This is a genomic window from Segatella copri (assembly GCF_002224675.1).
Taxonomy (GTDB): Bacteria; Bacteroidota; Bacteroidia; order Bacteroidales; family Bacteroidaceae; genus Prevotella; species Prevotella copri_U.
In genome coordinates this window covers 107042-133628 of sequence record NZ_NMPZ01000002.1, presented here as the reverse complement: position 1 = coordinate 133628, position 26587 = coordinate 107042, and the positions used below count along the sequence as shown (strand labels likewise).

Below are 26587 nucleotides of genomic sequence, written 5' to 3'. Positions count from 1 at the left end.
GGCATATCCGAAGATGATACTTGATATGAGTACAAACACCCCAATGATGATCAGGGCTAATTCTATCCTTGGTATAGTTTCTATTATTTCTTTCATGGCACAAAGATAGTGTTTTTCATCAAAAAAAGGAGGCGCATTCCCCTGTCAATGTGTCTACTTCCTATGTTTTAGGTGTCTACTTCGTAGGAAGTAGACACCCATTTTAACGATTTATTCCCTTATATTATGCGTTTTTCTGGTATTTTCTTCTCGCCATTCGGTAGGCGTACAACCTTCCTTTGACTTGAATATCCGGTACAGATAGGTACGGGCAGAGAAGCCACACTCGGCAGAAATAATGTCATTACTATAGTCTGGAAATTCCAACATCATCTTCTTTGCCGCATTGAAACGTATATCACCAAGCCATATTCTGAATGTAGTTTTCAGATACTGGTCGAAGAATACAGATAACTCATCCTTGGAGATACAAAGTGTGCGAGAGAGGGTAAGCATATTCACAGTACTGTCCTTATATCCTAAATTCGCACACCATGCATCAAGACTTTTCTGGATGAAATCTCTGCGCTCATCGGAAAGTGGTTGTAAAGATTCTGTTCTGCTATCAGCAGAGGTCTGCTGTTTAGCAGAAAGTGCCCCCCCCATATCTATATTTTGTTCCTACCAAGGCATCGTTTTCCACTTCTTTATCCAAGAGTTCTTCGGTAGGGATATAACTGCTGCCGAGAGCGATAAACGTAAGGTTGAAGAACAGCAAGGCAAGCAATACGGCTGGACCTACTATATATAATAAGGTAGTAGAAAAGATGGCAACTGGCATAGCGAGAACTGCGAGCCATAGAATGATTACACTGGCTCGGGAATATCTCACGTAAGGCAACAAATCAGTTGCCGCCATTGTCTCCAACATATTTTTACGCCTAATCATCTCCTGAATAATCATGTATATGCAATAGAAAACACTTACGCAAAACAGAGTCAGCATCAGATAAAGCCCCTCTCTGATATACAGGCTATGATGAAGACTGATACCCACGCAAAAGACCACAATGATGGCAGCATAAATGCCACTGCACATCAGTATCATCTTTCTGAGGTTAGCACGGGTGGTTTCTATGTTGTAGATTCCTATGGAGATGAGCGAGAAGCAGGGGGTATAGAGGAGGATGTTGATGACCGCCCCCAGATTATCGTGCATAGCACGGAACCCGAAAGTCATCTGCAGCACATATTGTATCGCCAGTCCTATCAGGGCAGCAACGATCATCCATCGAGAACGCTCATACCGCTTGTTCTCCCATCTTACATGCAGATGGGAGAGTGCTACGATGAAGGCATTGATGAGCATGAATATGAAGCATGCAAACTGAAGTAGAAATAATGAATCCATACGCTTTTTAAAATACGCTTGCGAAAGTAGGATGGGGGATATTCAAAGTCTTTGCTATCATTTCTGCATTCATGCCCGACTTCGATAATGCCAAAACTGCTGCGCGCAAGGATGCATCCTTCTCTTCAAGCTTTTTTTTCTGCGTCATGATTGTAGCATCCTTTTGCATAATGACTGTATCCCTGTCTTCCAGAGCCTGGAAGAACTCATCCTCTGCATTCATCCTGTTTCTGATGTCAGGATTAGCGGCTGCCGACTGGAGACGATGGAGTATATGTGCCATTTCGGCATCATCCGCATATTTGTTCTCATCCAACTCAAGCATTCGCTGGTCGTCCGGATAAATCTGCGACTGGTCGAATACGCTCAGTATCTTCTCCAATCTGTTGTTCACCCTTCGCTCATCTTCCATCATATACTTGAAGACGGCATCGTAAAGTGGGTTGGCTACGTATATCATCATATTCTATCCTCCATGATTAATTAAACATATTTGCAAAGATACGCCGAATATTTGTAACCTCCAAATTTTAAGCTGTTTTTTTGCTTTGAAGATCACATCCCTCTGTCCTTTTTACAGGAAGAGATCACGCTTTGGCATCTGCGGCATATATTTCTTGCGCAGCTTCTCGAAGAATGCCATGGTGTCGTTGCTGAAGCCATGACCCTTCCAGGTGGAGGTGTTGGTGATGAGAATCCAGCACTGACCGTCGGGATATTTCAGAATCAGCGCAGAGGTGCCGGCAAGGGAACCCGTGCGGATCCAAGGGCGGTTGCTCTTCGGCGTGTAGTTCCAGCCTATGGAGTACTGATGGTTAGGCTGTTCCTGCGTCATAAACTGCACACTCTTCCTGCTCAGGATATCCTTGACATGAGGCATGCCGTCGATGCTCGCAATGAATCTCGACAGCTCGGCTGCCGAACCGCACCAGGCTCCTGCTCCCGAAAGTCGGGGAAGATCAGTATCGCCATAGCACTTCTCTACCATCCTGCCACTGTTGTTGTACTCATATACCGGAATGCTGCCCTGATGCATGTAATACTTCGTCTCGTTAGGACGGCGGTCCTTGTAATAGGTGCCCGCAATGTGCATGTCGAAACAGCCGGCTGGCTGGAGCACATACTTCTGGATGAAGTTCTCGTATTTCATTCCGCTCTTCTTCTCCACAATCATCGAGAGAATCATATAGCCAAGATTGCTGTAGCACTTGCCCTCGCCCGGCGTATAACCCAGATGACGCTTCAGAAGAATCCTGAGCAGGGTAGGATGGTCGGGAGGGGTGGTGAGGTGGTTCTGCATCATGATGTAACGGGTGGAGGATACCGGGTCGCCGGCATAGTTGTTGAAACCTGCCTGGTGGCGCAGCAGCTGCTCTACGGTGATGTTGTAGTAGCGCTGGTCCTTGATGCTGTTATTATAGGTGGTATCGCAGAGGATGCCCTTCTGTCCGAACACCTTGTCGCCCATGCGCAGCTTCTTCATCTCTACCAGCTTCATGATGCCGGCAGCGGTGATGAGCTTGGATACGGATGCAAAGCGCATCAGCATGTTGGGTTCCATGCGGATGCCCCTTTCCTTGTCTGCCCATCCGAATCCACGGGCATAGAGCAGGGAGTCGTTGCGGGTGATGACGAGCTGGGCACCGTTGATTTCCCATCTCTTGAGGTATCTCTCGATGACGGAATCCATCTCCTGGTATGCCTTTCCCTCGGTGAGGGCATTGGTGATGGAATCGTTGATATGTACCGTAGGCAGTGAATCTGCAGATTTCTCCTTGTCGGATGAGGTGCAGCGCGATACGCAGCTGTGGGTGGTCCATCCGATGAGGGCTGTAAACGTGAGCAGTATCACGGCTATACGCTTCTTTCTAAGTCTTCTTGCCATTATTGTCTTACTATTCTGTTTGTTTATGCCATGACTAACCGTAGATCCTGGGTCAGTTTGCCGATGGCAGGGTTTTCCTTTATCATATTCTCAAGTATCTCTCGCTTGGAAAGGATTCGGGTTACTTCATCCGATTCTGCCAGACGGTAGTCGAGTGTTACCTGGCTGTTGTTCAAGCCGATTCTGAAGGTCTGCAGGATTCTGCCCTTGATCTTGACCACGTCGTCGAGCAGCAGCTTGTTGTCGATGACTACCTCGATATGCGGAAAGTCGGTGATGGTAGGTACGATCGGTTTCATGCGATTGGCAAGTCCGATGAAGTCCTTGATGCCTTGCATTCTCAGACACATGCTGATCCACTGGCCTTCTACCTGTTCCTGGGTGAAAGGCTGGTCGTGGTTGGCGGCAGCTCCGGTTGATGCCGGTGTTTCTTCCTTGAGCTGGTCGATAGGATTGTAGATGCGCTGACTGTTCTGCTCCGTCTTCTCCAGGTTGGCGAAGCTCATGCCGATGCCTTTCAGCTTTACCTGAGCCGGCGACTTGAGAATGGTCTTTGCCTTCGGCGATGCTGCGGATGCAGCCTCCTCAGAGCCGTTTTTCTCTGTTGATATAGGCGCAGCAGTAGCTGCAGCGACAGGCTGTGCTCCTGTAATGGGAGCCTTGCTGCCGCTCTCTTGCCCGGCACCTGCACCCTGAGAGGCAGGCTTAAGCTGGGCAACGATTTTCTGAAACAGGGATTTTAGTCTGTGGGGCGTACGCCCCGCACTAGGCACATCCTGGTCTTCCGGCTGGGTAATCTGACCAATCTGTATCAGGGTCAGCTCTACGAGCAGTCGCTTGTTGGAACTCTGTCGGTACTGCACATCGCAGTTGTTCATCAGCTGGAGTGCCTTATATAAGAAAGGTGTAGGAGCCTTCTTTGCCTGCTCCACGTATTTTGCCTTCTGCTCTTCGCTGGTTTCCAGCAGCGGCAGGGTCTGGGTATCCTTCGCCATCATCACGTTGCGTACGTGCTGGGCGAGTCCCTGAATCATGTTTCCGCCGTCGAATCCCTTGCCCAGGATATTGTCGAGCAGCAGCATCATCTGGCTCACCTTGTTCTCCAGGGCGAGGTCCACGAGCTTGAAGTAGTTGTCACTGTCGAGTACGTTCAGGTCTTCTATCACCTTCTGGTAGGTGATGTTGCCCTGGCAGAAGCTGGCAGCCTGATCGAAGATGGAGAGGGCATCTCGCATACCTCCGTCTGCCTTCTCTGCGATGACGGCAAGCGCCTGCTCCTCGTATTGGATGCCTTCCTTCTCTGCCACCATCTTGAGGTGGGCGATGGTGTTGGGTACGGTCATCCGCTCGAAGTCGTAGATCTGGCATCTACTCAGGATGGTAGGCAGGATCTTGTGCTTCTCGGTGGTGGCGAGGATGAAGATCACGTGCGATGGCGGTTCCTCCAGAGTCTTGAGAAAGGCATTGAAGGCGGCGGCACTGAGCATGTGGACCTCATCGATGATGAACACCTTGTATTTGCCTACCTGAGGCGGGATGCGGGTCTGCTCCATCAGGGCCTTGATCTGATCGACACCATTGTTGCTGGCGGCATCCAGTTCGAAGATGTTGTAGGAGCGCTGCTCATTGAAAGCCTGGCAGCTCTCGCAGGTGTTGCATGCCTCGCCGTCCTCGCGAGGGTGCTCGCAGTTGATTGCCTTGGCAAAGATGCGGGCACAGGTGGTCTTTCCCACACCTCTCGGACCGCAGAAAAGATAAGCGTGGGCAAGCTTGCCACTCTTCACTGCATTCTTCAATGTGGTAGTCAACGCACTCTGTCCAACCACCGAATCAAAGGTCATCGGACGGTATTTTCTAGCCGAAACTATGTATTCTTCCATTCTTTTTTGCTTGAATATACGTTCACTTACATTATTTTTTCTTAATTGTGATGCAAAGATAACAAAAAAATATTATCTTTGCAAACAAATTCGGAAATTAATGAGTCAAAAGTTAAGTATTATATGGAATTATCTCGCTCACTATAAATATCTTATAGTGATAATTGCGGGTGTTTTGATAGTGGGTGTCATTGACGACAATAGCATCCGCCAGCATATCAAGTATCAGATTGAGATAGCCACGCTGCGTTCGGAGATAGAAAAGTACAGAACGGAGTATGACCGGGATCTCCGCATCCTGAAGGAAATGCGCAAGGGACCGGAAGTCTTCGGCAAGATAGCGCGCGAACGCTACTTCATGAAGGCTGACAATGAGGATATCTTCGTGCTGAGCACGGATTTGCCCGGTTCGGTGGAAATAGATGAAAACGAGGAGGACAAGGATTCCATCCGGTAACGCAATCTATATATAATATAAGGTGTGAACGAACAGAAAAAGAAAGTAAGAAAGATGAAACAGTTGAATAAAATACAGAGTGCTTTGTTTTTGTTGGGCGGCGTGCTGATGGTTGTCGGTGCGTGCAGCTTTGTGCTGAAACAGATTTATCCTTCGCTGGTGGAAACCACGAGCTGGGTGTTCCTTCTGGGCACCGTGCTCTTCAGCGTGATCCAGTCGATGCAGACCTACGAGGGCAAGTCGCCTGTCATCCATCGCCTGAAGCGCATCCAGAATGTAGCCAACATCCTCTTTATCTTTGCCGGCATCTCGATGGTGGATACGGTCTATACCTTTACCGAGAAATGGCTGGGCAATCCGCAGCTCTTTTACTCCATCTTCTACGGCAAGTGGATCGTGGTGATGCTGGTGGCATCTATCCTGGAACTCTACACCACCTTCCGCATTTCGCACGAAATGAAGGGGGAAGAATGCAAATAAAACATAAATACTTGTAATATTCAATTAAATTGCATCAATTTATTTCGGTACTTCAAGAAATGATTGTACTTTTGTTCACTGAATGTGAATTATAAAGCTTATGAATAAGATATTTTACGCACTTATCACCTTGGTGGCGCTTACCTCATGCGCCAGTAGCTACGATATTTCGGGTACTTCCAACGTGAGTACCCTGGATGGCCGTATGCTCTACCTTCAAATCTTAAAGAATAACGAATTCAGCAAGATCGACTCCTGTGATGTGGTACATGGACAGTTCCATTTCCAGGGAACGGTAGATTCTGCAAGAATGGCAAATGTCTTCATGGACGATGAGCCTGTTCTGCCGCTGGTGCTGGAGGCGGGAACCATTACCGTGAAACTCGACGATGTACAGCAGGTAGTAAGTGGAACGCCACTCAACGATAAGCTCTTCGGATTCTTCAAGAAATACCAGCAGCTGCAGAGCCAGCAGCGGGAACTGGTGCATAAGCACGACCAGGCCATCATGAATGGAAGCGATATGCAGGCGGTGACTGCCCAGCTGAATGCTGAGGCGATGAAACTCTCCGAGCAGGAGGACAAGCTGGTGACTACCTTCATTACCGACAACTTCGAGAATGTCTTGGGACCAGGCGTATTCTTCCTCGTAACCATGGGCAACCAGTATCCGATGCTTTCGCCATGGATAGAGGATATCATGAGCAAGGCTACAGAACACTTCAAGAGCGATCCATACGTGAAGGACTACTACCAGAAAGCACAGGAAAACCAGGCTATCATGAACGGTACCCATGAAGCACAGATGGATCCAAGCATGCAGGCTGGACAGATGGAGGCTCCGCAGACCGATCCGAATGCGGCTCCTGCACCAACGCCTAACGAGCTGGCGAAGCCAAGCATTCCTGAAGCAAAAGAGTAAATTCAAAGTTTAGAAAAAAGAAATACTATGTCTAAAATGTTAATTAAAGGCGGAACTATTGTCAATGAAGGTCGCTCATTCCTGGGTGATCTTCTTGTCGATGGTGAAGTGATATCTGATATATTTGAAGGCATGGCTCCCCGTGGCATCTACGATGAAGTAGTGGATGCTACGGGGTGTTTCGTTTTGCCGGGTGTAATAGATGACCATGTTCATTTCCGTGAGCCGGGACTTACCCGCAAGGCGGATATCGAGAGTGAGAGCCGCGCGGCTGCCTATGGCGGCGTGACTTCCTATATGGAAATGCCGAATACCGTGCCGCAGACTACCGAACTGCAGGCGTGGAATGACAAGAGAAAGTTGGGCGCAGAGAAGAGTCATGTAAACTACAGCTTCTTCTATGGTGCCACCAATGACAACGTGGATTCCTTTGCCCAGCTGGATATGCACCATGTGCCAGGCATCAAGCTCTTCATGGGTTCCAGCACCGGTAATATGCTGGTGGATAAGATGGAATCGCTGAAGCGCGTCTTCAAGACGGCTAAGGATCTGAACCTGCCGGTGATGACGCACTGCGAGGATACCGGAATCATCAACCGCAACATGGCAGAGGCCAAGGCTAAGTACGGAGAGGATCCTGCCGTGGAGCATCATCCGGAAATCCGCAGCGAAGAGGCATGCTATGAGAGCAGCAAACTCGCAGTGGAATTAGCCCGCGAGTTTGGTACCCGTCTGCATATCGCCCATGTTACGACAGCCCGGGAGCTGGAGCTCTTCGCCCATCAGAATGAAAAGGCGAATGAGCATTCCGGAGATGGCATCCCTCTTCCTCAGATTACAGGAGAGGCGGTGATAGCCCATCTCGTCTTCTCGGATGCCGACTATGCTACGAAGAAGGCGCTCATCAAGTGCAATCCTGCCATCAAGACCCTGGCAGACCGTGATGCCTTGCGCAAGGCGCTCAGCGACGGAACCATCGCCACCATCGGTACCGACCATGCTCCACACGAGTGGAAGGACAAGCAGGGGGGATGTGCCAAGGCGGCTTCGGGTATGCCGATGGTGCAGTTCTCGCTCGTTTCCATGCTGGAACTGGTAGATGAAGGCGTGCTTACCATCGAACGGATGGTTGAGCTGATGGCGCATCAGCCGGCTCAGCTCTTCCAGGTAGCCCAGCGTGGTTTCCTGCGCAAGGGTTATCAGGCAGATATCGCCATCGTGAAGCCTCATTCTCCATGGACCGTTACAAAGGATGTCATCCAGAGCAAGTGCAAGTGGAGTCCGATGGAGGGACATGAATATCAGTGGCAGGTGGAGCAGACCTTCTGCAATGGTCACCTTGTCTATAACAAGGGTGCCTTTGATGCTGCTTATCGTGGTGAGGAGTTGACTTATGACAAAAGATAGAATCGTTAGGCAATACAGAATATCAGAGCTGGTGCCCTATATCAACTGGCTCTATTTCTATCATGCCTGGGGATTGAGCGGAAAGCCACGCAGCGACAAGGAGAAGATGCAGCAGGAAGCACTGGATATGCTTGCCTCCTGGGAGGACAGGTTTCATAGCCGGGCTATCTTCCAGCTCTTCGATGCCAACAGCGATGGGGATGATATCCTGTTTCTGGATCAGCAGCTCCGTTTTCCGATGCTCCGCCAGCAGCATCCTTCTGCTCCGGGCGCACCGAATCTCTGTCTGGCTGATTTCATCCGTCCGCTGGCTCACGGGGAGAAAGACCAGATCGGGGTGTTCTGTTCTACGGTAGATGGAGGAATCATGGATGCCTACCGGCACGATGATTATCTCAACATGATGGCACAGACCCTGAGCGACCGACTGGCAGAGGCTACTGCCGAGAAACTGCACGAAGAGGTAAGAAAGACTTATTGGGCCTATGCACCCGATGAACATCTTACCATCGAACAGCAGCTTAGGGAGGAGTATCAGGGCATCCGACCAGCCATCGGCTATCCTTCGCTGCCGGATACGAGTGCAAATTTCCTCATCGACCAGCTTCTCGATATGAAGCAGGTGGGCATCCGACTCACGGAAAGCGGAATGATGACGCCCCATGCCAGTGTGTCGGGACTGATGTTCGCTCATCCCATGGCTAGATATTTCGAACTGGGTAAGATCGGGGATGACCAGCTGAGGGATTATGCCCGCCGCAGGGGCGTTCCCGTGGAACTGATGAAAAGGTTCCTGCAGTCGAGCCTGCTGAAATAGAAGGTGAGAAGATGATGTTAGTAATCAGAAGTTCGAGAAGATAAAAAAGATAGTTTTTAACAATGATAGCTAGATTATTGATTCCCGTGATTGTGCTCACGGTATTGCCCTATCTCTGGATAGACCGGAAATACCTGCATATTCCTAAGGGAAAACGAAAGATACTATATTGGTTGCCTGCTGCCATCGTGATAGGATACACTGCCTATCTCACCCTGGAGCCTGACTTCCTGCCTGCCAATCCGGTGTTCATAGACATCTGGTTTGGCATGATGGCACTGCTGGCTGTTCCGCAGTTTGTCTTTGCCTTCACCAGTTTTGTGGGATGGGAATGTATGAAGCTCTCCCGCTGCTTCAAGGCAAAAAAAGGGGATGGCAGGTTTAGAGGCAGTGTGCATCGGGCACGCAACTGGGGAAAACTGGTAGGAATCTTCCTTGCCGTATGGGCTTTCTTCAGTTTCATCTATGGCTTTACGATGGGGGTACGACAGTTTCAGGTGAAGCATCTCACGGTCTATGTGCCCGATCTGCCTGAGGCGTTTGAGGGTTACCGCATCGTGCATTTCAGCGATATCCATGTAGGTTCCTATTATGGATGGCGCAGACACATGCCTCAGCGGGATGTAGATAGCATCAATGCCCAGCATCCCGACCTGATCTGCTTTACGGGTGATCTGCAGAATGTGAGACCGGAGGAACTGGTTCCTTTCAAGAAGACATTGAGTGGTCTGAAGGCGAAGGATGGCGTGGTGAGCGTATTGGGCAATCACGATTACACCTATTATATGAATGTGGATGACGAGGCAGAAATCCGCAGGATAGAAGAAAAGGTGCAGCAGACGGAACGGGAGATGGGATGGCATCTGCTGATGAATGAGCACTTCGTGCTGCATCGCGGAAAGGATTCCATCTATGTAGCCGGTACCGAAAACTTCAAGAAGCCTTCGCGTGCAGAGGTGGCACAGGCACTCTACGGTATAAAGAAAGGACAGTTTGTGCTGATGCTCCAGCATATTCCGGAGATGTGGAAAGACATGACGCCTTCACGTATCAACGAGAAATATGGTTCGAAGGACAGCGTGCTGGTAGCTCCACAGCTTACCCTGAGCGGACATACCCATGGCGGACAGGTTTCTGTTCTCGGCTTGCGCCCGTCTATGTTCTCGGCTTTCGATTACGGACTCTATGAGCGCGAGGGATGCCAGCTCTATACCACAGCTGGATTGGGAGGAACCATTCCAATCCGCATCGGAGCAACTCCTGAAATAGTAGTCATCACATTGAAACGAAAATAAGATGATCAAATTACTATCTTCCAATAATTCATGAAATTGCGATTATGAAGTACTTATATCGATTATATCAGCTTTTGATATGTTTGCCGATTCTTGTTCTGGCAAGCATCCTGACCAGTCTTGTTACCGTGATAGGCTGCAGACTGGGCAATGGCCACTTCTGGGGATATTATCCCGGCAAGTGGTGGTCTATCCTGTGGATCCGTCTCCTTCTCCTGCCGGTGAAGGTAGAGGGTAGGGAACATCTGAAGAAGAATCAGAGTTATGTGTTTGTAGCCAATCATCAGGGTGCTTTCGACATCTTCCTGATCTACGGCTTCCTGGGACGTAACTTCAAGTGGATGATGAAGAAGGGCATCCGCAAGATTCCTCTGGTAGGTTTGGCTTGCGAGTATGCACATCATATCTTTATCGACAAGAGTGGACCTTCCAAGATCCGTGCTTCCTATGACAGGGCGCGCGAGGTATTGAAGGAGGGTATGTCGCTGGTGGTATTCCCGGAGGGTGCCCGCAGCTTTACCGGTCACATGGGCGTGTTCCGCCGAGGTGCCTTCATGCTTGCCGACGAATTGCAGTTGCCGGTTTGCCCGCTTACCATCAATGGCAGTTTCGAGGTCAAGCCCCGCATGAAGGATATCTACTGGGCATTCTGGCATCCGCTGAAGCTCACTATCCATGAACCGATTGAGCCGATTGGCAAGGGTCCTGAGAATATCAAGAACCAGATGACCAAGAGCTATGATGCCATCATGAGTGGACTGGTGAAGGAATATCAGGGATTCGTGGAGAATCCTGACCAATAAATATATTAAATTAGAACATTATGAGTGACAGTATCGTAATCATTCCTACATACAACGAAAAGGAAAATATAGAAAAAATCATCCGTGCCGTTTTTGGCCTGGAGAAGAAATTCGACATCCTTGTTATCGATGACGGTAGTCCGGACGGAACAGCAGACATCGTTAAGAAGCTGATGGCCGATGAGTTTGCCGACCGTCTCCATATCCTGGAGCGTTCGGGTAAGCTGGGCTTGGGCACAGCCTATATCATGGGCTTCAAATGGTCGCTGAAGCAGGGTTATGACTTCATCTTCGAGATGGATGCCGACTTCAGCCACGATCCTAATGATCTGCCTCGCCTCTATGCGGCTACCCACGATGAGGGCTACGATGTAGCCATCGGTTCCCGTTATGTTTCGGGTGTCAACGTGGTGAACTGGCCTATCGGTCGCGTATTGATGAGCTATTTCGCTTCCAAGTACGTGCGTTTCGTTACCGGTTTCAAGGTACATGATACCACTGCAGGATTCGTCTGCTATCGCCGCAAGGTATTGGAGACTATCAATCTTGATGCCATCCGCTTCAAGGGCTATGGTTTCCAGATTGAGATGAAGTTCACTTCCTATAAGATTGGTTTCAAGATCAAGGAGGTGCCGGTTATCTTTGTGAATCGCCGTGAGGGAGTGAGCAAGATGAGTGGCGGTATCTTTGGAGAGGCTTTCTTCGGCGTGATGAGACTGCGTCTCGATGGATGGTTCAAGAAATATCCGAAATTGAAGTAAAAGTGACATTACAGGAAATTGCAAAACTATACGGGCGTTCGCCACAGGCGAATGCCCTCTTTGATTTATTGAAGAAGAAATCGGTTCATTCTGTCTTTCTTCAGGGATTGGTGTGCTCTTCTGCCTCGGTGTTCTTCGGTTCGCTGCAGGCTAAGATGAAGCGCACCGTGCTTTTCGTGCTCAATGATGCTGATGAAGCGGGGTATTTCTATCATGATCTTACGCAGATGCTGGGACAGGAGTGCGTCTTCTTCTTTCCTTCCAGCTACCGACGCGCCATCAAGTATGGTCAGCGGGATGCGGCTAACGAAATCCTGAGAACGGAAGTGCTGGCACGATTGTCGGCTGGCAAGCAAATCTATATCGTTTCTTATCCGGATGCCCTGGCAGAGCTCGTGGTTTCCAAGCAGATTCTGGATGAGAGAATCCTCAAACTTGCTGTCGGACAACAGACTGCACAGGTGGATATCGTGCATCAGTTGCGTGATTTCGGACTTCAGGAAACTGATTACGTCTATGAACCGGGACAGTTTGCCGTTCGTGGAAGCATCCTCGACGTCTATTCCTACAGTTGCGAATATCCGTTTCGTATCGATTTCTTCGGTGATGAGATTGATACCATCCGTACCTTCAACATCGAAGACCAGCTTTCGAAGGATAAGCGTGATGCCATCGAAATCGTTCCGGAACTTGCTGCCGAACAGAGCGTGAAGCAGTGTTTCCTCCATTTCCTGGATGCGGATGCACTCGTGGTGATGAATGACTATACGCTGCTGCACGACCGCATAGAGCAGATTTACAAGGATGGTTTCTCTACCCAGAGTCTGACCGAACAGTTGGAAGGTGCCACCGAGATGGAGGCTGAGAAGATCAGAAGGGAGATGAAGGCTGATCTGAATCTCGTTTCCGCTTCAGATTTTCAGCATGCGCTGGTTGAGCACGTGCGTATCGAATTCGGCAAGCAGTCTGAGAGTGAGGTTGCCAGGAAGCAGGAGCAGCTGTTGACAGCCAAGGGCGATAACCAGGCTCTCATCGCTTTTGATATGGCACCGCAGCCGCTGTTCCACAAGAATTTCAATCTTCTCGCCCAGACTCTTGAAGATTATCAGCTTCAGGGCTATACCTTATATATATTGGCAGACAGCCAGAAGCAGCAGGAACGACTGAAGGATATCTTCGACAGTGAGGAGCTGAAAAGGTATCAGATCCGGTTTACCCCTGTAGAGAAAACCATCCACGAGGGATTCGTGGACCATGAGAAGCATGCCTGCTTCTTTACCGATCACCAGATCTTCGACCGATTCCATAAATACAACCTCCGTTCAGACTCGGCAAGAGCCGGAAAGATGGCGCTCACCATGAAGGAGTTGCAGGAGATGGATTATGGCGACTTCATCGTGCATGTGGATTATGGTATCGGAAAGTTCGGCGGACTGGTGCGTGTGCCTACCGGCGACAGCTATCAGGAGATGATCCGCATCGTGTATAAGAACAACGACAAGGTGGATGTGAGCATCCACTCGCTCTATAAGATCAGTAAATACCGCAGAAGCGATACCGGTGAACCACCACGCCTTTCTACCCTGGGAACAGGTGCCTGGGACCGGTTGAAGGAGAAGGCAAAGAAGCGAATCAAGGATATCGCCCGCGACCTGATCAAACTCTATGCGCAACGCCGGCGTGAAAAGGGATTTGCCTATAGTGCCGACAGTTATCTGCAGCATGAGCTGGAGGCTTCATTCCTTTATGAAGATACGCCCGACCAGAGCAAGGCTACGGCTGACGTGAAGAAAGACATGGAAAGCGGTAGGCCGATGGACCGTCTGGTGTGTGGAGATGTGGGATTCGGTAAGACGGAGGTTGCCATCCGTGCTGCCTTCAAGGCGGCTTGCGATGGAAAGCAGGTGGCTGTGCTGGTGCCTACCACGGTGCTTGCCTACCAGCATTACCAGACCTTCAAGCATCGACTGGAGGGACTTCCTGTTTCCCTGGAATATCTGAGCCGTGCCCGTACTGCCAAAGATACCAGGCGCATTCTGGAAGAGCTGAAGGAGGGCAAGGTGGATATCCTGATTGGTACCCACAAACTGATATCGAAGTCAGTACAGTGGCACGACCTGGGACTGCTGATCATTGATGAGGAGCAGAAGTTTGGTGTATCTACCAAGGAAAAGCTTCGCCAGCTGAAGGTGAATGTGGATACCCTTACCATGAGTGCTACTCCGATTCCGAGAACCCTGCAGTTCTCGCTGATGGGAGCCCGCGATATGAGTATCATGCGTACACCGCCCCCTAACCGTTATCCTATCCAGACCGAGGTCATCACCTTCGACAAGTCGGTGATTGCCGATGCCATCAATTTTGAGATGAGCCGTAACGGTCAGGTGTTCTTCGTCTGCGACCGTATCGCCAAACTGACCGAGCTGAAATTGCTCATCGAGAAACTGGTGCCAGACTGCCGCGTAGCTATCGGGCATGGACAGATGAAGCCGGAGGAACTGGAGAAGATCATCATGGGATTCATCAATTACGACTATGATCTGCTTCTTTCTACTACCATCGTAGAGAACGGAATCGATATTTCCAATGCCAATACCATCATCGTGAATGATGCCCACCGATTCGGATTGAGCGACCTGCATCAGATGAGAGGTAGGGTAGGACGTAGCAACAAGAAGGCTTTCTGCTATCTGATAGCTCCGGCTAAGGCATGTCTTACTCCGGAATCCCGTCGCCGTCTGGAAGCACTGGAAACCTTCAGTGACCTGGGTAGCGGTTTTAATCTGGCTATGCAGGACCTGGATATTCGTGGTGCAGGTAATCTGCTGGGTTCTGAACAGAGTGGATTCATGGAAGATCTGGGTTACGAGACTTATCAGAAGATTCTCTCCCAGACTGTCACCGAGTTGAAGAACGAGGAGTTCAACGACCTGTATCAGCAGGAGATGGATGAAGGAAAATTGCTCACGGGTGATGATTTCGTGGATGACTGTGCCGTGGAGACAGATCTGGAGACCTATTTCCCGGATACCTACGTGCCGGGTAGTTCTGAGCGAATGCTGCTCTACCGCGAACTCGACCATCTGCAGAGTGAAGAGGAGGTGGCTGAATTCCGTAAGCGAATGATCGACCGTTTCGGTCCGGTTCCTAGGGAGGCGGATGAGCTGATGTGTGTGGTAGGTCTGCGCCGACTGGGCAAGTCGCTGGGTTGTGAGAAGATCATGCTCAAGCAGGGCACCATGCAGCTGCAGTTTGTGAGCAATGTGAACAGTCCGTTCTATCGCAGCGAGATGTTCTCCCGGGTACTCGCTTATGCCACTACCCATATCCAGGATTGTGCCTTGAAGGAAAAGAACAACAAGCGCTACCTTCGCATCCGCGATATGAAGAGTGTGGAACAGGCAAAGAATCTGCTGAGTTTCATTTCTCAGATCAAGGTGAATGACTAGGAGTGAAACTTCTGCAAGTTTTTCAGCGTGAACTGAAATCAATAAAAAAAAGCATTGGAATTCTGATTCTCTTATCAGATTTTCCGATGCTTTATATTTTTGTATAAGTAAAAGATGATGAATAGCGTTTCACAACGCCTTTGTTTTAACTGATGCAAAGGTACGAAGAAAATGAAAAACATAGGGGGAATAATTGTTGTTAGTAGGGGCGAAAACTGGTAAAAGTACACTTATAAAACATTAAATAATCCTTACGCGATAATAATTACTCCTATTTTATGCTCAAAATACATCAAATTCGTTAAAAAACAAGGGAATATTTCTGTATTTCATTTTTTATTTGTACTTTTGTAGCTAGAATTAACAATTTAATAAAAACATATACATGAGACAGAAAAAGTTTATTCTCCAGGAGCAGGATATCCCTACTCAGTGGTACAACATTCAGGCAGATATGCCTAATAAGCCTATGCCACCGTTGAACCCACAGACTCACAAGCCGCTCAGTGCAGACGACTTGTCTCACATCTTTAATAAGGAGTGCTCTAAGCAGGAGCTTGATACTGAGCACGCCTGGATAGACATTCCAGAGGATGTACAGGAAAAGTATGCGTTCTACCGTTCTACACCATTGGTTCGTGCCTACGGATTAGAGGAAGCATTGGGTACTACAGCACATATCTACTTCAAGAATGAAAGTGCAACACCATTGGGTTCACATAAGATCAACTCTGCCATTCCTCAGTGCTACTACTGCAAGCAGGAGGGGGATACCAATGTTACTACAGAGACAGGTGCCGGACAGTGGGGGTGTGCCCTTTCCTATGCTGCCAAGCTCTACGGACTGGAGGCTGCCGTTTATCAGGTAAAGATTACCATGCAGCAGAAGCCATACCGTTCCAGCATCATGCGTACCTTTGGTGCTACCGTTGAGGGTTCTCCTAGTATGAGTACACGTGCCGGTAAGAACATCATTACCCGCGATCCTCATCATCCAGGTTCTCTCGGTACAGCCATTTCTGAGGCTGTTGAGTTGGCTACCACCACTCCTGGCTGTAAATATACCTTGGGTTCTGTTTTGAATCACGTGGCTTTGCATCAGACAGTCATCGGTCTGGAGGCTGAAAAGCAGATGGAGATGGCAGGTGAGTATCCTGACAAGGTGATTGCTTGTTTTGGTGGCGGTAGTAACTTTGGTGGACTTGCCTTCCCATTTATGCGTCATAACCTGAAGGGCGAGAAGCATACCGAGTTCATCGCTGCAGAACCAGAGAGCTGTCCTAAGTTGACTCGTGGAAAGTTTGAATATGACTTTGGCGATGAGGCTGGATATACTCCGCTGTTGCCAATGTTTACCTTGGGGCATGACTTTAAGCCAGCCAACATCCATGCAGGTGGTCTCCGTTACCATGGTGCCGGCATGATTATCTCTCAGTTGGTCAAGGATGGTTATATGCATGGTGTAGATGTAGCCCAGACAGAAGCTTTCGAGGCAGGTATGCTCTTTGCCCGTGTAGAGGGTATCATTCCAGCTCCAGAGAGCTGTCATGCCATTGCAGCAACCATCCGTGAGGCAAAGAAGGCTACTGAAGAGGGTAAGAATACCGTGATTCTCTTCTGTCTTTCTGGTCATGGTCTCATTGATATGCCATCATACGAAAGCTATCTCAATGGAGATTTGCATGATTATAGGGTGAGTGATGAGGAAATCAATAAGTTCCTCCAGACTGTACCTCAGGTAGATTAAAGATTAAAAAGAAATAAGAAAGCCAGCCTACAGGAATGTAAGCTGGCTTTTTTATGCTTTTATCAATGAAAGTACTTAACTTTATCTTTGAAACTAGTTATCTTTATGCCTGAAGCCACTCTTCGATGGCCTTTGCGATAACGTCGAAGCTGGTAGTAGGTTCGAAGCGAGCCACCACCTGACCCTTCTTGTTAACGAGGAACTTGGTGAAGTTCCACTTGATGTCTGTGCTTTCCTTGTAGTTAGGATCAGCCTCAGAGAGCATCTTGTCGAGAACAGGGTAGAGCGGATGAGTCTCGTCCCAGCCTGCGAAGCCTTTGCATTCCTTGAGGAATTTGAAGAGAGGAGCGGCATCATCACCATTTACCTTGATCTTCTTGTAGCGCTGAAATTCTGTGCCGTATGTAAGTTTGCAGAACTGATGGATGCTTTCATCAGTACCGGGAGCTTGCTGACCAAACTGATTGCATGGGAAGTCGAGTATCTCGAAGCCTTGCTGGTGGTATGTCTCATAGAGTTTTTCCAGCTCCTCATACTGAGGAGTAAAGCCACACTTGGTAGCTGTGTTAACGATGAGCAGTACTTCGTTAGCGTACTCTTTGAGGGAAACTTCCTTTCCCTTTCTGTCCTTAACGGAGAATTCGTAAACGGTTCTCATTTTTAATTTGTATCTAATTTTATGTTTATTTCAATCCTTTTTTCTTCGACTTTGGAGAAGTTCCTTTGTCGCCGAATCATTATCATTGTGCAAAGGTACTATTTTTCTTTTAGAAATAGTAAATAGTTTGCATAAATTTTCTAAAAAAATAGCCTGAGTTATCATTTGTAAGGTGCATTGGGGGATATAGGTGGTTGGGTGAAATAAAAAGAGTCCGGGAATTTCACAATCCCCGGACTCTTTCGTCTTCTTTCCTAACTCAAAATATAAAATAGGAGAGAAGCCTTACGATTAATCTATCATTTAACTTTTCTAAGAACTTGGTGCAAAGATACACATTTTTTCGTTAAGTTGTATCATATACAACATTAATTTTTATGTATTTCGTCTTAAAAAGTATTAAATGCCCTGTTTTTGCTCTCTTTTTGCCATCTTGGGGCGGTTTTTGGGATGTTTATACGCTTTTTTTTACCGAATAAACACAAAAATAGGCAGAACAAAATGTTCTGCCTATTCTATAGATTTATAGAAGACAATTTCCAGTCTTTTATTCCTTGGTTCGTTCGCGATATTCGCTAGGAACAATACCCAGTTCTTTCTTGAATACCTTGGAGAAGTACTTAGGGTCGCTGAATCCTACTTCGAAAGCGATGCTGGTAAGCGGATCATTGGTCTGCTGCAGCAATTCGCAGGCTCTCATGATTCGGATATGGCGCACGAAGTCGATTGGTGTCATACCTACAGCCTGCTTGATCTTGTTGTAGAGTACACTTCGGCTCATACCGATGGCATCTGCGATGTCGTCTATCTTCAGGTCTGGACTGCCCATATTGTCGGTCACGTACTTCAGGATCCTACCCATGGTCTTGTCGTTGATTTGACTTTCCATGAATGCATAGCTCTTCAGTTCCGACTTTTTCTCCTCTGCCAGTCTTTCCTTTTCCTGAATATCGAAGTTCAGCTCACTGAGCGTCTTTCTTGGCTCTGTAGCTGGTTGGAAGATTTCTGCTGCTTCGGCATTTCCTGAATTTTCAGTCTTTCCAGCATATCCTACTTTTCCGTTCTGCTTCATCATCTTGGCTATGTCTGTCTGCGTAGCCTTGCGTTTGTTGATGGCAGCCTCGATACGTCCTATCAGGTAGGAGGTAGAGAATGGTTTCGTAAGATAGCCATCCACTCCCTGTTCGAATCCCTTCAACTGGTCTTCCACACTGGCTTTTGCCGAGAGGATGATGATAGGTATATGCGAGATGGTACGGTCTTGCTTGATTTCACGTATCATTGTGATACCATCCATCACAGGCATGGTTACATCGGTGAGGATAAAGTCTGGCATCTCTGTGCGAGCCTTATAAAGACCCACCTTGCCGTTTTCTGCCAGGAGCACATTGTACTTTTCTTCGAGTACGCTGCTGAGATATAGGCGCAGGTCGGAGTTGTCTTCCACAACAAGAATGGTGAGATTCTTGCTTGGTTTGTTAGAGGCTGTACCCTTCTGTTTTTCCTCCTCTTCGTGCTTTGCCTTTTCTTTCTTCTTTTCTTCTTCCAACTCCTTCAGGTACTTGGATACGGTGGTGTCGTCTATTTCGCCTTCAACTTTTTCCATCTCATTGCCTTCCTCATTGACGTTTTCGTTGAGTCCGCCGTTGACCAGGAAGTTGGCATTGTCGTCGAACCTCAGTACCTTGTTGAGCATATTCAGCATTTCTCTTGAGTTCTTCAGGGCAATGACGAGCATTTCCCTACTGTTTCGGGTGATACCATGCTCGGTTTCCAGAACGTGTTGCAGCGGTCCGCCAATCAGGGTCAGCGGGGTGCGCAACTTATGACTGGCATTGCTGAAGAAGTCGTTCTTCATCAGACTCATTTCGTGCTCCAGCTTTTCACGCTGCTTCCTGTTATAGGAGTAGAATATACTTGCCACTACCGCAGCGAGCAATAGCAGCAGGGTGAGTCTGCCCCAGACACTTTCCCAGAAAGTAGGACGTACCTCGATAGGAAGTTCTGCAATGTACTTGCTCCATATACCATGGGAGTTGGTGGCTGATACCTTGAGAATATAGTCTCCCTGTGAGATTCGGTTGAAGCCGATAGTGTTGCTGCTACCATTGTCAATCCATTTTCCAGGAGGAGTATGTCCCTCCAGGCGATAGCGGTATTTCACCTGATACTTACGTGAATAATCGAGCGAAGCGAAGCTGATGGTCAGGTTTCGTTTGTTGGCTGGAATCACGATCTTCTCGCTATGCAGGATAGGGATAGACTCGCTTTCGCCGGTAAAGTGCAGCGAAGTGAAGATGATATGAGCCTGGTATTGACTCTTCTTCAGGGTTGCTGGATTGAAGGTCAGCCATCCGAATGGGGTTCCTACGGAAATGTCGTTCGTGGCTGGATCGTGGGTAGGGCGAGCCCCGGTGAAGGAGATGTTGTAATCGAAGTCGTTCGGACCGAAGACGGTGGTCTTTCCTGTCTTCAGATTACATTTGTTGATACTCGACTCACGGATCACCCATAGGTTGCCCTCGTTATCTTCTATCATGCTTTGCACGATACCCTCATTATAGTTGATGTTCTTGAAATACTTTGTCTTCAAGTTGTCCTGCAGCAGTTTCTTGGTGACGATACTTTCCAGGATTCCTCCTAACTGAGAGATGTAGGTCTTGCCATTGCTATGCTCTATGATAAAGTTGACATCGTTGGCTGCCAATGATGTGGTATCGTTGGGAATATAGCAGGTTTGATAGAACTTGATCTGTTGCGGATTCCTGAAGTTATCGCCGAATGTAATGAGACCGTCTGTGGTACCTACCAGAATTTCTCCTGTAGGGGTACAGAAAATGCGTCGTATATCGGCAAAACTATTCTTAGGCCATGGCAAGCCAAAGTTCCTGTTGTAGAAGAACAGACCTGTTTCGCCTTCTTGGGTAAGAGCCAGTCCGCCACCATGTGTGGCTACCCATATTCTTCCATGGCGGTCAGCTACCACATCATAAATGTCGTTGTGCGGTAACGATGCCTTGTTGGCTGGATTGTGCTCGTAATGGCTTACGCCTTCATGCGACCGGACATAGAGTCCGTCGCCTTTGGTTCCTATCCACATCCTGCCCCGTGTATCACTGAAGATTGAATATACTGGATATGGACAGAAAGGCACCTGGTTAGGTACAATCTGACCGCCTGGAGCCAGATAACCTACGGTTTGATACTTGCTGTCAGTTACTTGCACGACACCATTCGCATAACCGGTCCAATGGTATCCTTCTGGAGTATTGCAGAGTGCACGTACTTCTGCTTCTCCATTCTCCAGTTTGTTTAAGCGATACGTATGGTTCTTGAAGGCTACCTGGGTAAGATCGTGGGTACCTGCTATCCAGAGGATTCCCTGGTCGGAAAGGAAATGCTTTCCGATTTTAGGCACGCGGTAGTTGCCTGAAGAGTTGCTCCTCAGGAGATAAGGTACCAGTTTGCTGGCTTTGCGGTCGAAGTAGCTGAAGGTACCTCCATTCGGCACAATCCATAGAGTCTTGTTTTCATCTTGGGTGATGAAGAAATTGTCGGAGGTGGTGCGGTCCATAGGATCCTGTTGGTCGGCAAACAGCCATTGCTTGGCTGAAGTCTTTGGATTTACCAGGGTTACACCCATACCATCCGTAAATACCCATACCATATCGAAATCATCCGTATAGATATTCTTCACCTCAGCCAGGGGCTGGCTTGGACTTTGTACATTGATGATTTCAGTTTTGAAGGTGCGTGGATTGTAGATGATCATTCCCAGGTTAGTAGCTATCAGGAGCTGATAGCCCGTGTTCTTGAGCTGATTGATGCGGGTTACTCCGGCTGGGAGTGGTATCATATTCAGCTTGTTGTTCTCATCGAATACGGCGAGGCGTCCATCTTGGGTGGCAAGAAAGATATTATCGCCCACTTCTCTTATCCATTTGAAGGGGATGGGGGTGCTGAATTGAGAGTGGTAGATGGTGGTTCCCTTGTCGGTGAGAATCCATTCGCGTTTTTTCTGATCTGCCCAGATATGCCATACGTTTCCGCTTCGGAGTCCGTCTTGTCCTACCTTGATCAGCTCCGGAATATTTCCTTCTCTCTGGAGTCCCTTGATACGTATCAGATAATCGCCAGACTTGGTCGTTACCCAGGTGTTGCCCTGTTTGATAGGGTATATCTTATCTACTCGCAGGTCGATGTTATATAATTTATTGATGTTGTCACCTACGGGAACGAAAGTACACAATATGGTCTCATAGGCATAGAGGTGTCTGCCCGCAGTGATACACCACACGTTGTTTCTGCTTGTGGCATAAATATCCATGAAGCGGTTGGTTGAAAGAAGATCGATATCGTCTGCCTCATCACGGAAGGTATGGAAGGAGTTTCCATCATAATAGGATATTCCATTCCAGGTGCTGAACCACATCAGGCGGTCGGGTGTCTGTGCTATGTCGGAAATCGTGTTGGCGGCAAGTCCGTCGATGATGGAGAATTTGCGAACATCGCAGTAGGGGAGTCCCATAACCTGCAGTGAGGTTATGAGTATGAGGAGTATGCTATAAATGGCTCTCTTAATCATATTATCTGTTTTTGGCATTCTATTCGTCAGTCCTTGGTTGGTAAATATGCATAAATATTGATGCAAAGATAGTGTATTTTTTTGAGAATGACAAGGTTTTGTAGGGAAAAACTGTTATATAATAGGGATTTTCCCCTAGATTATTCCTCTTTTCCCTTTGCTAGGTGTAAAAATTGCCTTATCTTTGCACCATCATTCAAGGAACCAGATCTGTTAAAGGTCTGAGCTCTGTACGGATATTAACAATAAAATAAAAATCTTACGATATGAGAAAAATGAGACTTTTCGTGATGCTGATGGCGATAGCTGCGGTATCCTTTACGTTTACCAGTTGCGATGATGATCCTTGGGATGATGATTATTGGGATGATCCTTATGGATGGTACGATGATTACAACCATGGTGGCTGGGGATGGAACCAGGATTATTGGTATGAAGGTTCACAGGGCTCACATGATGATGATCTGGTCGATGAGGCGATGACCTTGGTTGGTGAGTGGTATGGTCAGGTGAAGTATTCCTATATCCAGGATGATGGTATGTCAAGAGGCTATGATGAGTTTTATGCCAATATGATATTCTATCAGAGCGGAAACCAGAGCGATGCCCTGAGTGGAAGTGGTGTGGAGATAGATGAGGTTCATGATAATCAGGGAAATGTTACCGATCAGCAGACCCTGAAATTCTCCTGGTATATCGATAACAATGGCGATATCTACCTGAAGTATGCCAGTGGTGCCACCTTCGTATTGGATGCAGGTGCTAGCCAGTACGGTTTCCGTCTCGGTGTCGAGAAGGGCAATAATTATAAAACCTTCTATGGTTATATGATTGGTACCGGTAAGGTGAAGGGTGACATCATCTACTTCGATTTATCTGAGGTTTCTACTATCGGTTATGCCAAGAAGCTTACACGTTCTGCATCAGCTGTAACTTCATTCGGCAGTGGAGCAACCATGAAGCCAATGGCTGGTACGGTGAAGCAATTGAACAAGAGAAGATAGGTTTATAAAAAAAGTGCATTCCTACGTATATGCAACTACGTTGGAATGCACTTTCTATCTTTCGATATTATATATCCTTATTAAAAAAGGTATATATATTACTTCTTCAACTTAGCGTAACGGCTCATGAAGCGGTCAACGCGACCAGCAGTATCAACGAGCTTGCTCTTACCTGTGTAGAATGGGTGAGAGGTGCTAGAGATTTCAATCTTAACAACTGGATAAGTCTCGCCCTCGAACTCTACAGTGTCGTTAGTCTTGCATGTTGACTGAGAGAGGAACATATCGCCGTTAGACATATCCTTAAATACTACAGGACGATAGTTCTCTGGATGAATACCTTTTTTCATTTTTCTTTTATTTATTATTAATTTGTTAAAAAATAGACGTTATGGGGACGCTTTCACATCATTTCATGTCCCTCTTCAGGGCATGCCCATTATAGCCTTTACCTAATTCAGGGTGCAAAGTTACTGCTTTTTCCTGAAATCACCAAATATTTCCCGGTGTTTTTTAGAAATATTGGGGATTTAGATGTCTGTGTATATATAAATATGGTGGAAAATGATCTTTTAGAGTGGTAAAAAGAGGACTGGATGTGTTAAAAATGAATGAAAACTCAAAATTTTATTCCCATTTATGGTGATAATTGTAATTTATGCGGTATCTTTGCATATTAGTTTGAGAACATCAGACGATGTATCATATAGTTATAACTTTAAAGCGAGAAAAAGAATGAAAAGACAAATGCTATTATTGGCAGCCCTGCTCATGGTTGGCTTGGGTGCTTGGGCGCAGAAAGCGGAGCAGAAATTCAACCCTAAAAAGTTCCAGGTTTTTGCCGTTGGCTTCTACAACCAGGAGAACCTCTTTGATACCTGTCATGATGTTGGCAAGAATGATTATGAGTATCTGCCTGCTAAAGGATGGGATAGCGAGAAATATACGAGTAAGTTGAAGAATATGTCTCGAACTCTTGCTGATATGGGTACGGATGTGCTGCCTGATGCAGGTTGTGCCTTCATCGGTCTTGCCGAGGTTGAGAATGCCAACGTACTGAGAGACCTTACTGCCCAGCCGCCTTTGAAGGCTCGCAATATGCAGTTCTGCCATATCGAAGGTCCGGATAAGCGAGGCATCGACTGTGCACTGCTTTATAATCCGGCTCTTTTTACGGTGAAGAATGTGAAGCTGGTTCCTTATGTGCAGGAGTTGGCAAAGGATTCTGCCTTTTATACCCGTGGTTTCCTTACGGTGAGAGGTGAGATGGCGGGGGATGATGTGGCGGTCATCGTTTGTCACTGGCCAAGTCGTTTCTCCGATTCCTTCTATCGTGAGAGTGGCGCCCGTCAGACCAAGGCTGTGAAAGATTCCCTGCTTCGCCTGAATCCAGAGATGAAGGTGTTTGTGATGGGAGATATGAACGATGATCCTACCAACAAGAGTATGCATGAAGTTCTTCGTGCCCAACCGGAAATATCAGAAGTAGGTGAGGGAGATATGTATAATCCTTGGTATAACATCCTGGCAAAGGAAGAAAAGGGAACCCTTTACTACAGAGGAAAATGGAATCTCTTCGACCAGATAGTGCTGACTCCTAATCTTCTGAACAGGGATGGAAAGAAGAAGGGCTATCACAGTCTGAAGTACTGGAATCATCAGGTGTTCCGCAGAGATTATCTCATCCAGCAGGAGGGTCGCTATCAGGGAGCGCCGTTGCGTACCAAGGCTGGCGGTAAATGGCTGAATGGATACAGCGACCACTTGCCGGTAGTACTGTATCTGGTAAAAAAGAAGTAGAAATGATAGAGTCTCATCCTTTTGAACCATGGTTGCCGGGCAATGCCAGGTTGCTGATGCTCGGAACCTTTCCGCCGGCAGAAAAGCGCTGGTGTATGCCCTGGTATTATCCTAATTTCCAGAATGATATGTGGCGAATCTTCGGTATCATCTACTTTGATGACAAGTTTCATTTCGTAGATGTGGAGCACAAGACTTATCGCCTGGATGCCATCAAGGAGTTCCTGATGCAGAAGGGGGTGGCTATCTATGATACTGCCCAGCAGGTGATCCGTACCAAGAATACGGCATCTGACAAAGACTTGCAGGTGGTTCAGCCTTCCGACCTGGACGGCATGCTCCGTTCCCTGCCTGATTGCACGGCGGTACTTACTGCCGGACAGCTGGCAACCAAAGTCTTCTCCGATCACTTCGGTATCAGGGAAAAGCCGGAGATGGGAGGATTTGTGGAGTTTGAATTCGAAAACCGCAAGTTCCGTCTCTATCGTATGCCTAGCAGCAGTAGGGCTTATCCGATGGCTGTAGAGAAGAAGGCGGAGTATTATCGGAAAATGTTTAATGATATATTGGAAAAATAAGAGATATGGCAGAAAATAAAGTAACAGTGATCGGTATCGCTGGTGGTACCGGATGCGGTAAGACTACCGTAGTCAAGAGATTGGTGGAAGCTTTGCCTCCTCATTTCGTGGCAGTTGTTCCTCTGGATTCTTATTATAATGATACGACGAATATGACGGAGGAGGAGCGTAGGGCGATCAACTTCGATCATCCGGATGCCTTCGATTGGAAGTTGCTTCATCAGCAGCTTGCCGACCTTCGTGCCGGTAAGGCAATCGAGCAGCCTACCTACAGTTATCTGAAGTGTAACCGCGAGAAGGAAACGATTCATGTAGAACCTAAGCCAGTGATAATCATAGAGGGAATTATGACTTTGGTGGATAAGGAATTACGTGATTTGATGGACTTGAAGGTGTTTGTGGATACAGATGCCGATGAGCGCCTGATCCGTAACATCCAGCGTGATACCATCGATCGGGGGCGTACGGTTTCCATGGTGGTAGATCGTTATCTGAAGGTGCTCAAGCCAATGCACGAACAGTTTATCGAACCTACCAAGCGCTATGCAGACATCATCATTCCTCAGGGAGGAGAGAATGCTACCGGTATTGGTATTCTCTGCAGATATGTAGAGGGATTGGTAGATTAAAACCATAAAAGCTTCTATCATTCGGATATGAATCCCATGA

The 26587-nt window shown here is 47.6% G+C and carries 22 protein-coding genes; 14 read left to right on the top strand and 8 right to left on the bottom strand.

The genetic code is table 11. The features are described from left to right. Positions 1-210: 210 nt before the first annotated feature. The 5 genes from CFT61_RS02550 to CFT61_RS02530 form a co-directional block, all read right to left on the bottom strand. Positions 211-645 (bottom strand): helix-turn-helix domain-containing protein, encoded by a 435-nt coding sequence (locus CFT61_RS02550; protein WP_089542919.1) that lies wholly within the window; start codon positions 643-645, stop codon positions 211-213. Then, the gene (locus CFT61_RS02545; RefSeq protein ID WP_089542918.1) at positions 623-1390 is read right to left on the bottom strand and encodes a hypothetical protein; all 768 of its coding nucleotides are present in this window, start codon (positions 1388-1390) and stop codon (positions 623-625) included. Before CFT61_RS02545 ends, CFT61_RS02550 begins: the two co-directional genes overlap by 23 nt. Before the next feature lie 7 nt (positions 1391-1397). Then, the gene (locus CFT61_RS02540; RefSeq protein ID WP_089542917.1) at positions 1398-1853 is read right to left on the bottom strand and encodes a hypothetical protein; all 456 of its coding nucleotides are present in this window, start codon (positions 1851-1853) and stop codon (positions 1398-1400) included. Positions 1854-1964: 111 nt separating this feature from the next. Next, on the bottom strand, positions 1965-3275 hold the full coding sequence (locus tag CFT61_RS02535) for a serine hydrolase domain-containing protein (RefSeq protein ID WP_089542916.1): 1311 nt from the start codon (positions 3273-3275) through the stop codon (positions 1965-1967). A 23-nt stretch (positions 3276-3298) separates the two neighbouring features. After that, positions 3299-5155 (bottom strand): DNA polymerase III subunit gamma/tau, encoded by a 1857-nt coding sequence (locus CFT61_RS02530; protein WP_089542915.1) that lies wholly within the window; start codon positions 5153-5155, stop codon positions 3299-3301. 100 nt (positions 5156-5255) lie between these two features. Here CFT61_RS02530 and CFT61_RS02525 point away from each other — a divergent pair, with 100 nt between their 5' ends. The 10 genes from CFT61_RS02525 (at position 5256) to CFT61_RS02480 (ending at position 17293) form a co-directional block, all read left to right on the top strand. Then, on the top strand, positions 5256-5612 hold the full coding sequence (locus CFT61_RS02525) for an FtsB family cell division protein (RefSeq protein WP_089542914.1): 357 nt from the start codon (positions 5256-5258) through the stop codon (positions 5610-5612). A 54-nt stretch (positions 5613-5666) separates the two neighbouring features. Next, positions 5667-6092 (top strand): hypothetical protein, encoded by a 426-nt coding sequence (locus CFT61_RS02520; RefSeq protein WP_089542975.1) that lies wholly within the window; start codon positions 5667-5669, stop codon positions 6090-6092. Between the two features lie 100 nt (positions 6093-6192). Further along, a complete protein-coding gene (locus CFT61_RS02515; RefSeq protein ID WP_089542913.1) occupies positions 6193-7014 on the top strand; it encodes a DUF4369 domain-containing protein in 822 nt (273 codons plus the stop codon). Between the two features lie 27 nt (positions 7015-7041). Continuing rightward, on the top strand, positions 7042-8421 hold the full coding sequence (locus CFT61_RS02510) for a dihydroorotase (RefSeq protein WP_089542912.1): 1380 nt from the start codon (positions 7042-7044) through the stop codon (positions 8419-8421). Beyond that, entirely contained in the window at positions 8408-9238 is an 831-nt protein-coding gene (locus CFT61_RS02505) for a vitamin B12 dependent-methionine synthase activation domain-containing protein (RefSeq protein ID WP_254918824.1), read from the top strand. Before CFT61_RS02510 ends, CFT61_RS02505 begins: the two co-directional genes overlap by 14 nt. A 62-nt stretch (positions 9239-9300) precedes the next feature. Next, positions 9301-10533, top strand: a complete 1233-nt coding sequence (locus CFT61_RS02500; protein WP_089542911.1) for a metallophosphoesterase — start codon at positions 9301-9303, stop codon at positions 10531-10533. Between the two features lie 44 nt (positions 10534-10577). Then, the gene (locus tag CFT61_RS02495) at positions 10578-11336 is read left to right on the top strand and encodes a lysophospholipid acyltransferase family protein (protein WP_089542910.1); all 759 of its coding nucleotides are present in this window, start codon (positions 10578-10580) and stop codon (positions 11334-11336) included. 17 nt (positions 11337-11353) lie between these two features. After that, the gene (locus CFT61_RS02490; protein WP_089542909.1) at positions 11354-12097 is read left to right on the top strand and encodes a polyprenol monophosphomannose synthase; all 744 of its coding nucleotides are present in this window, start codon (positions 11354-11356) and stop codon (positions 12095-12097) included. A gap of 2 nt (positions 12098-12099) precedes the next feature. Beyond that, positions 12100-15546: a transcription-repair coupling factor gene (mfd, locus tag CFT61_RS02485; RefSeq protein WP_254918823.1), complete on the top strand. Its 3447-nt coding sequence runs from the start codon at positions 12100-12102 to the stop codon at positions 15544-15546. A 385-nt stretch (positions 15547-15931) separates the two neighbouring features. Then, complete coding sequence (locus CFT61_RS02480) at positions 15932-17293, top strand: TrpB-like pyridoxal phosphate-dependent enzyme (RefSeq protein ID WP_089542907.1); 1362 nt, start codon at positions 15932-15934, stop codon at positions 17291-17293. A 103-nt stretch (positions 17294-17396) separates the two neighbouring features. Here CFT61_RS02480 and CFT61_RS02475 read toward each other — a convergent pair whose 3' ends face one another. Continuing rightward, positions 17397-17951 carry a glutathione peroxidase gene (locus CFT61_RS02475; protein ID WP_089542906.1) on the bottom strand — a complete coding sequence of 185 codons (555 nt, stop codon included), beginning with the start codon at positions 17949-17951 and terminating at the stop codon, positions 17397-17399. Between the two features lie 547 nt (positions 17952-18498). Further along, on the bottom strand, positions 18499-22554 hold the full coding sequence (locus CFT61_RS02470) for a hybrid sensor histidine kinase/response regulator transcription factor (protein ID WP_089542905.1): 4056 nt from the start codon (positions 22552-22554) through the stop codon (positions 18499-18501). A gap of 248 nt (positions 22555-22802) precedes the next feature. Between CFT61_RS02470 and CFT61_RS02465 the strand changes: the two genes are divergently transcribed. Beyond that, the gene (locus CFT61_RS02465) at positions 22803-23540 is read left to right on the top strand and encodes a hypothetical protein (protein ID WP_142990533.1); all 738 of its coding nucleotides are present in this window, start codon (positions 22803-22805) and stop codon (positions 23538-23540) included. A gap of 98 nt (positions 23541-23638) precedes the next feature. On the opposite strand, the gene CFT61_RS02460 is transcribed toward CFT61_RS02465, so the two are convergent. Beyond that, the gene (locus tag CFT61_RS02460) at positions 23639-23890 is read right to left on the bottom strand and encodes a type B 50S ribosomal protein L31 (protein ID WP_089542903.1); all 252 of its coding nucleotides are present in this window, start codon (positions 23888-23890) and stop codon (positions 23639-23641) included. A 385-nt stretch (positions 23891-24275) separates the two neighbouring features. Here CFT61_RS02460 and CFT61_RS02455 point away from each other — a divergent pair, with 385 nt between their 5' ends. From CFT61_RS02455 to udk, 3 genes are read left to right on the top strand one after another with little or no spacing between them, the layout of a single operon-like run. Continuing rightward, positions 24276-25340, top strand: a complete 1065-nt coding sequence (locus CFT61_RS02455; protein WP_089542902.1) for an endonuclease/exonuclease/phosphatase family protein — start codon at positions 24276-24278, stop codon at positions 25338-25340. A gap of 2 nt (positions 25341-25342) precedes the next feature. Continuing rightward, positions 25343-25918 carry a uracil-DNA glycosylase family protein gene (locus CFT61_RS02450; protein ID WP_089542901.1) on the top strand — a complete coding sequence of 192 codons (576 nt, stop codon included), beginning with the start codon at positions 25343-25345 and terminating at the stop codon, positions 25916-25918. A gap of 5 nt (positions 25919-25923) precedes the next feature. Beyond that, positions 25924-26547 carry a uridine kinase gene (udk, locus tag CFT61_RS02445; protein WP_089542900.1) on the top strand — a complete coding sequence of 208 codons (624 nt, stop codon included), beginning with the start codon at positions 25924-25926 and terminating at the stop codon, positions 26545-26547. Positions 26548-26587 lie beyond the last annotated feature (40 nt).

Bases quoted from the DNA above. Each gene is read 5' to 3' on its own strand.
- CFT61_RS02550 (WP_089542919.1), bottom strand. From the start codon at position 645: ATGGGGGGGGCACTTTCTGCTAAACAGCAGACCTCTGCTGATAGCAGA.
- CFT61_RS02545 (WP_089542918.1), bottom strand. From the start codon at position 1,390: ATGGATTCATTATTTCTACTTCAGTTTGCATGCTTCATATTCATGCTC.
- CFT61_RS02540 (WP_089542917.1), bottom strand. From the start codon at position 1,853: ATGATGATATACGTAGCCAACCCACTTTACGATGCCGTCTTCAAGTAT.
- CFT61_RS02535 (WP_089542916.1), bottom strand. From the start codon at position 3,275: ATGGCAAGAAGACTTAGAAAGAAGCGTATAGCCGTGATACTGCTCACG.
- CFT61_RS02530 (WP_089542915.1), bottom strand. From the start codon at position 5,155: ATGGAAGAATACATAGTTTCGGCTAGAAAATACCGTCCGATGACCTTT.
- CFT61_RS02525 (WP_089542914.1), top strand. From the start codon at position 5,256: ATGAGTCAAAAGTTAAGTATTATATGGAATTATCTCGCTCACTATAAA.
- CFT61_RS02520 (WP_089542975.1), top strand. From the start codon at position 5,667: ATGAAACAGTTGAATAAAATACAGAGTGCTTTGTTTTTGTTGGGCGGC.
- CFT61_RS02515 (WP_089542913.1), top strand. From the start codon at position 6,193: ATGAATAAGATATTTTACGCACTTATCACCTTGGTGGCGCTTACCTCA.
- CFT61_RS02510 (WP_089542912.1), top strand. From the start codon at position 7,042: ATGTCTAAAATGTTAATTAAAGGCGGAACTATTGTCAATGAAGGTCGC.
- CFT61_RS02505 (WP_254918824.1), top strand. From the start codon at position 8,408: ATGACAAAAGATAGAATCGTTAGGCAATACAGAATATCAGAGCTGGTG.
- CFT61_RS02500 (WP_089542911.1), top strand. From the start codon at position 9,301: ATGATAGCTAGATTATTGATTCCCGTGATTGTGCTCACGGTATTGCCC.
- CFT61_RS02495 (WP_089542910.1), top strand. From the start codon at position 10,578: ATGAAGTACTTATATCGATTATATCAGCTTTTGATATGTTTGCCGATT.
- CFT61_RS02480 (WP_089542907.1), top strand. From the start codon at position 15,932: ATGAGACAGAAAAAGTTTATTCTCCAGGAGCAGGATATCCCTACTCAG.
- CFT61_RS02475 (WP_089542906.1), bottom strand. From the start codon at position 17,951: ATGAGAACCGTTTACGAATTCTCCGTTAAGGACAGAAAGGGAAAGGAA.
- CFT61_RS02470 (WP_089542905.1), bottom strand. From the start codon at position 22,554: ATGCCAAAAACAGATAATATGATTAAGAGAGCCATTTATAGCATACTC.
- CFT61_RS02465 (WP_142990533.1), top strand. From the start codon at position 22,803: ATGAGAAAAATGAGACTTTTCGTGATGCTGATGGCGATAGCTGCGGTA.
- CFT61_RS02460 (WP_089542903.1), bottom strand. From the start codon at position 23,890: ATGAAAAAAGGTATTCATCCAGAGAACTATCGTCCTGTAGTATTTAAG.
- CFT61_RS02455 (WP_089542902.1), top strand. From the start codon at position 24,276: ATGAAAAGACAAATGCTATTATTGGCAGCCCTGCTCATGGTTGGCTTG.
- CFT61_RS02450 (WP_089542901.1), top strand. From the start codon at position 25,343: ATGATAGAGTCTCATCCTTTTGAACCATGGTTGCCGGGCAATGCCAGG.
- udk (WP_089542900.1), top strand. From the start codon at position 25,924: ATGGCAGAAAATAAAGTAACAGTGATCGGTATCGCTGGTGGTACCGGA.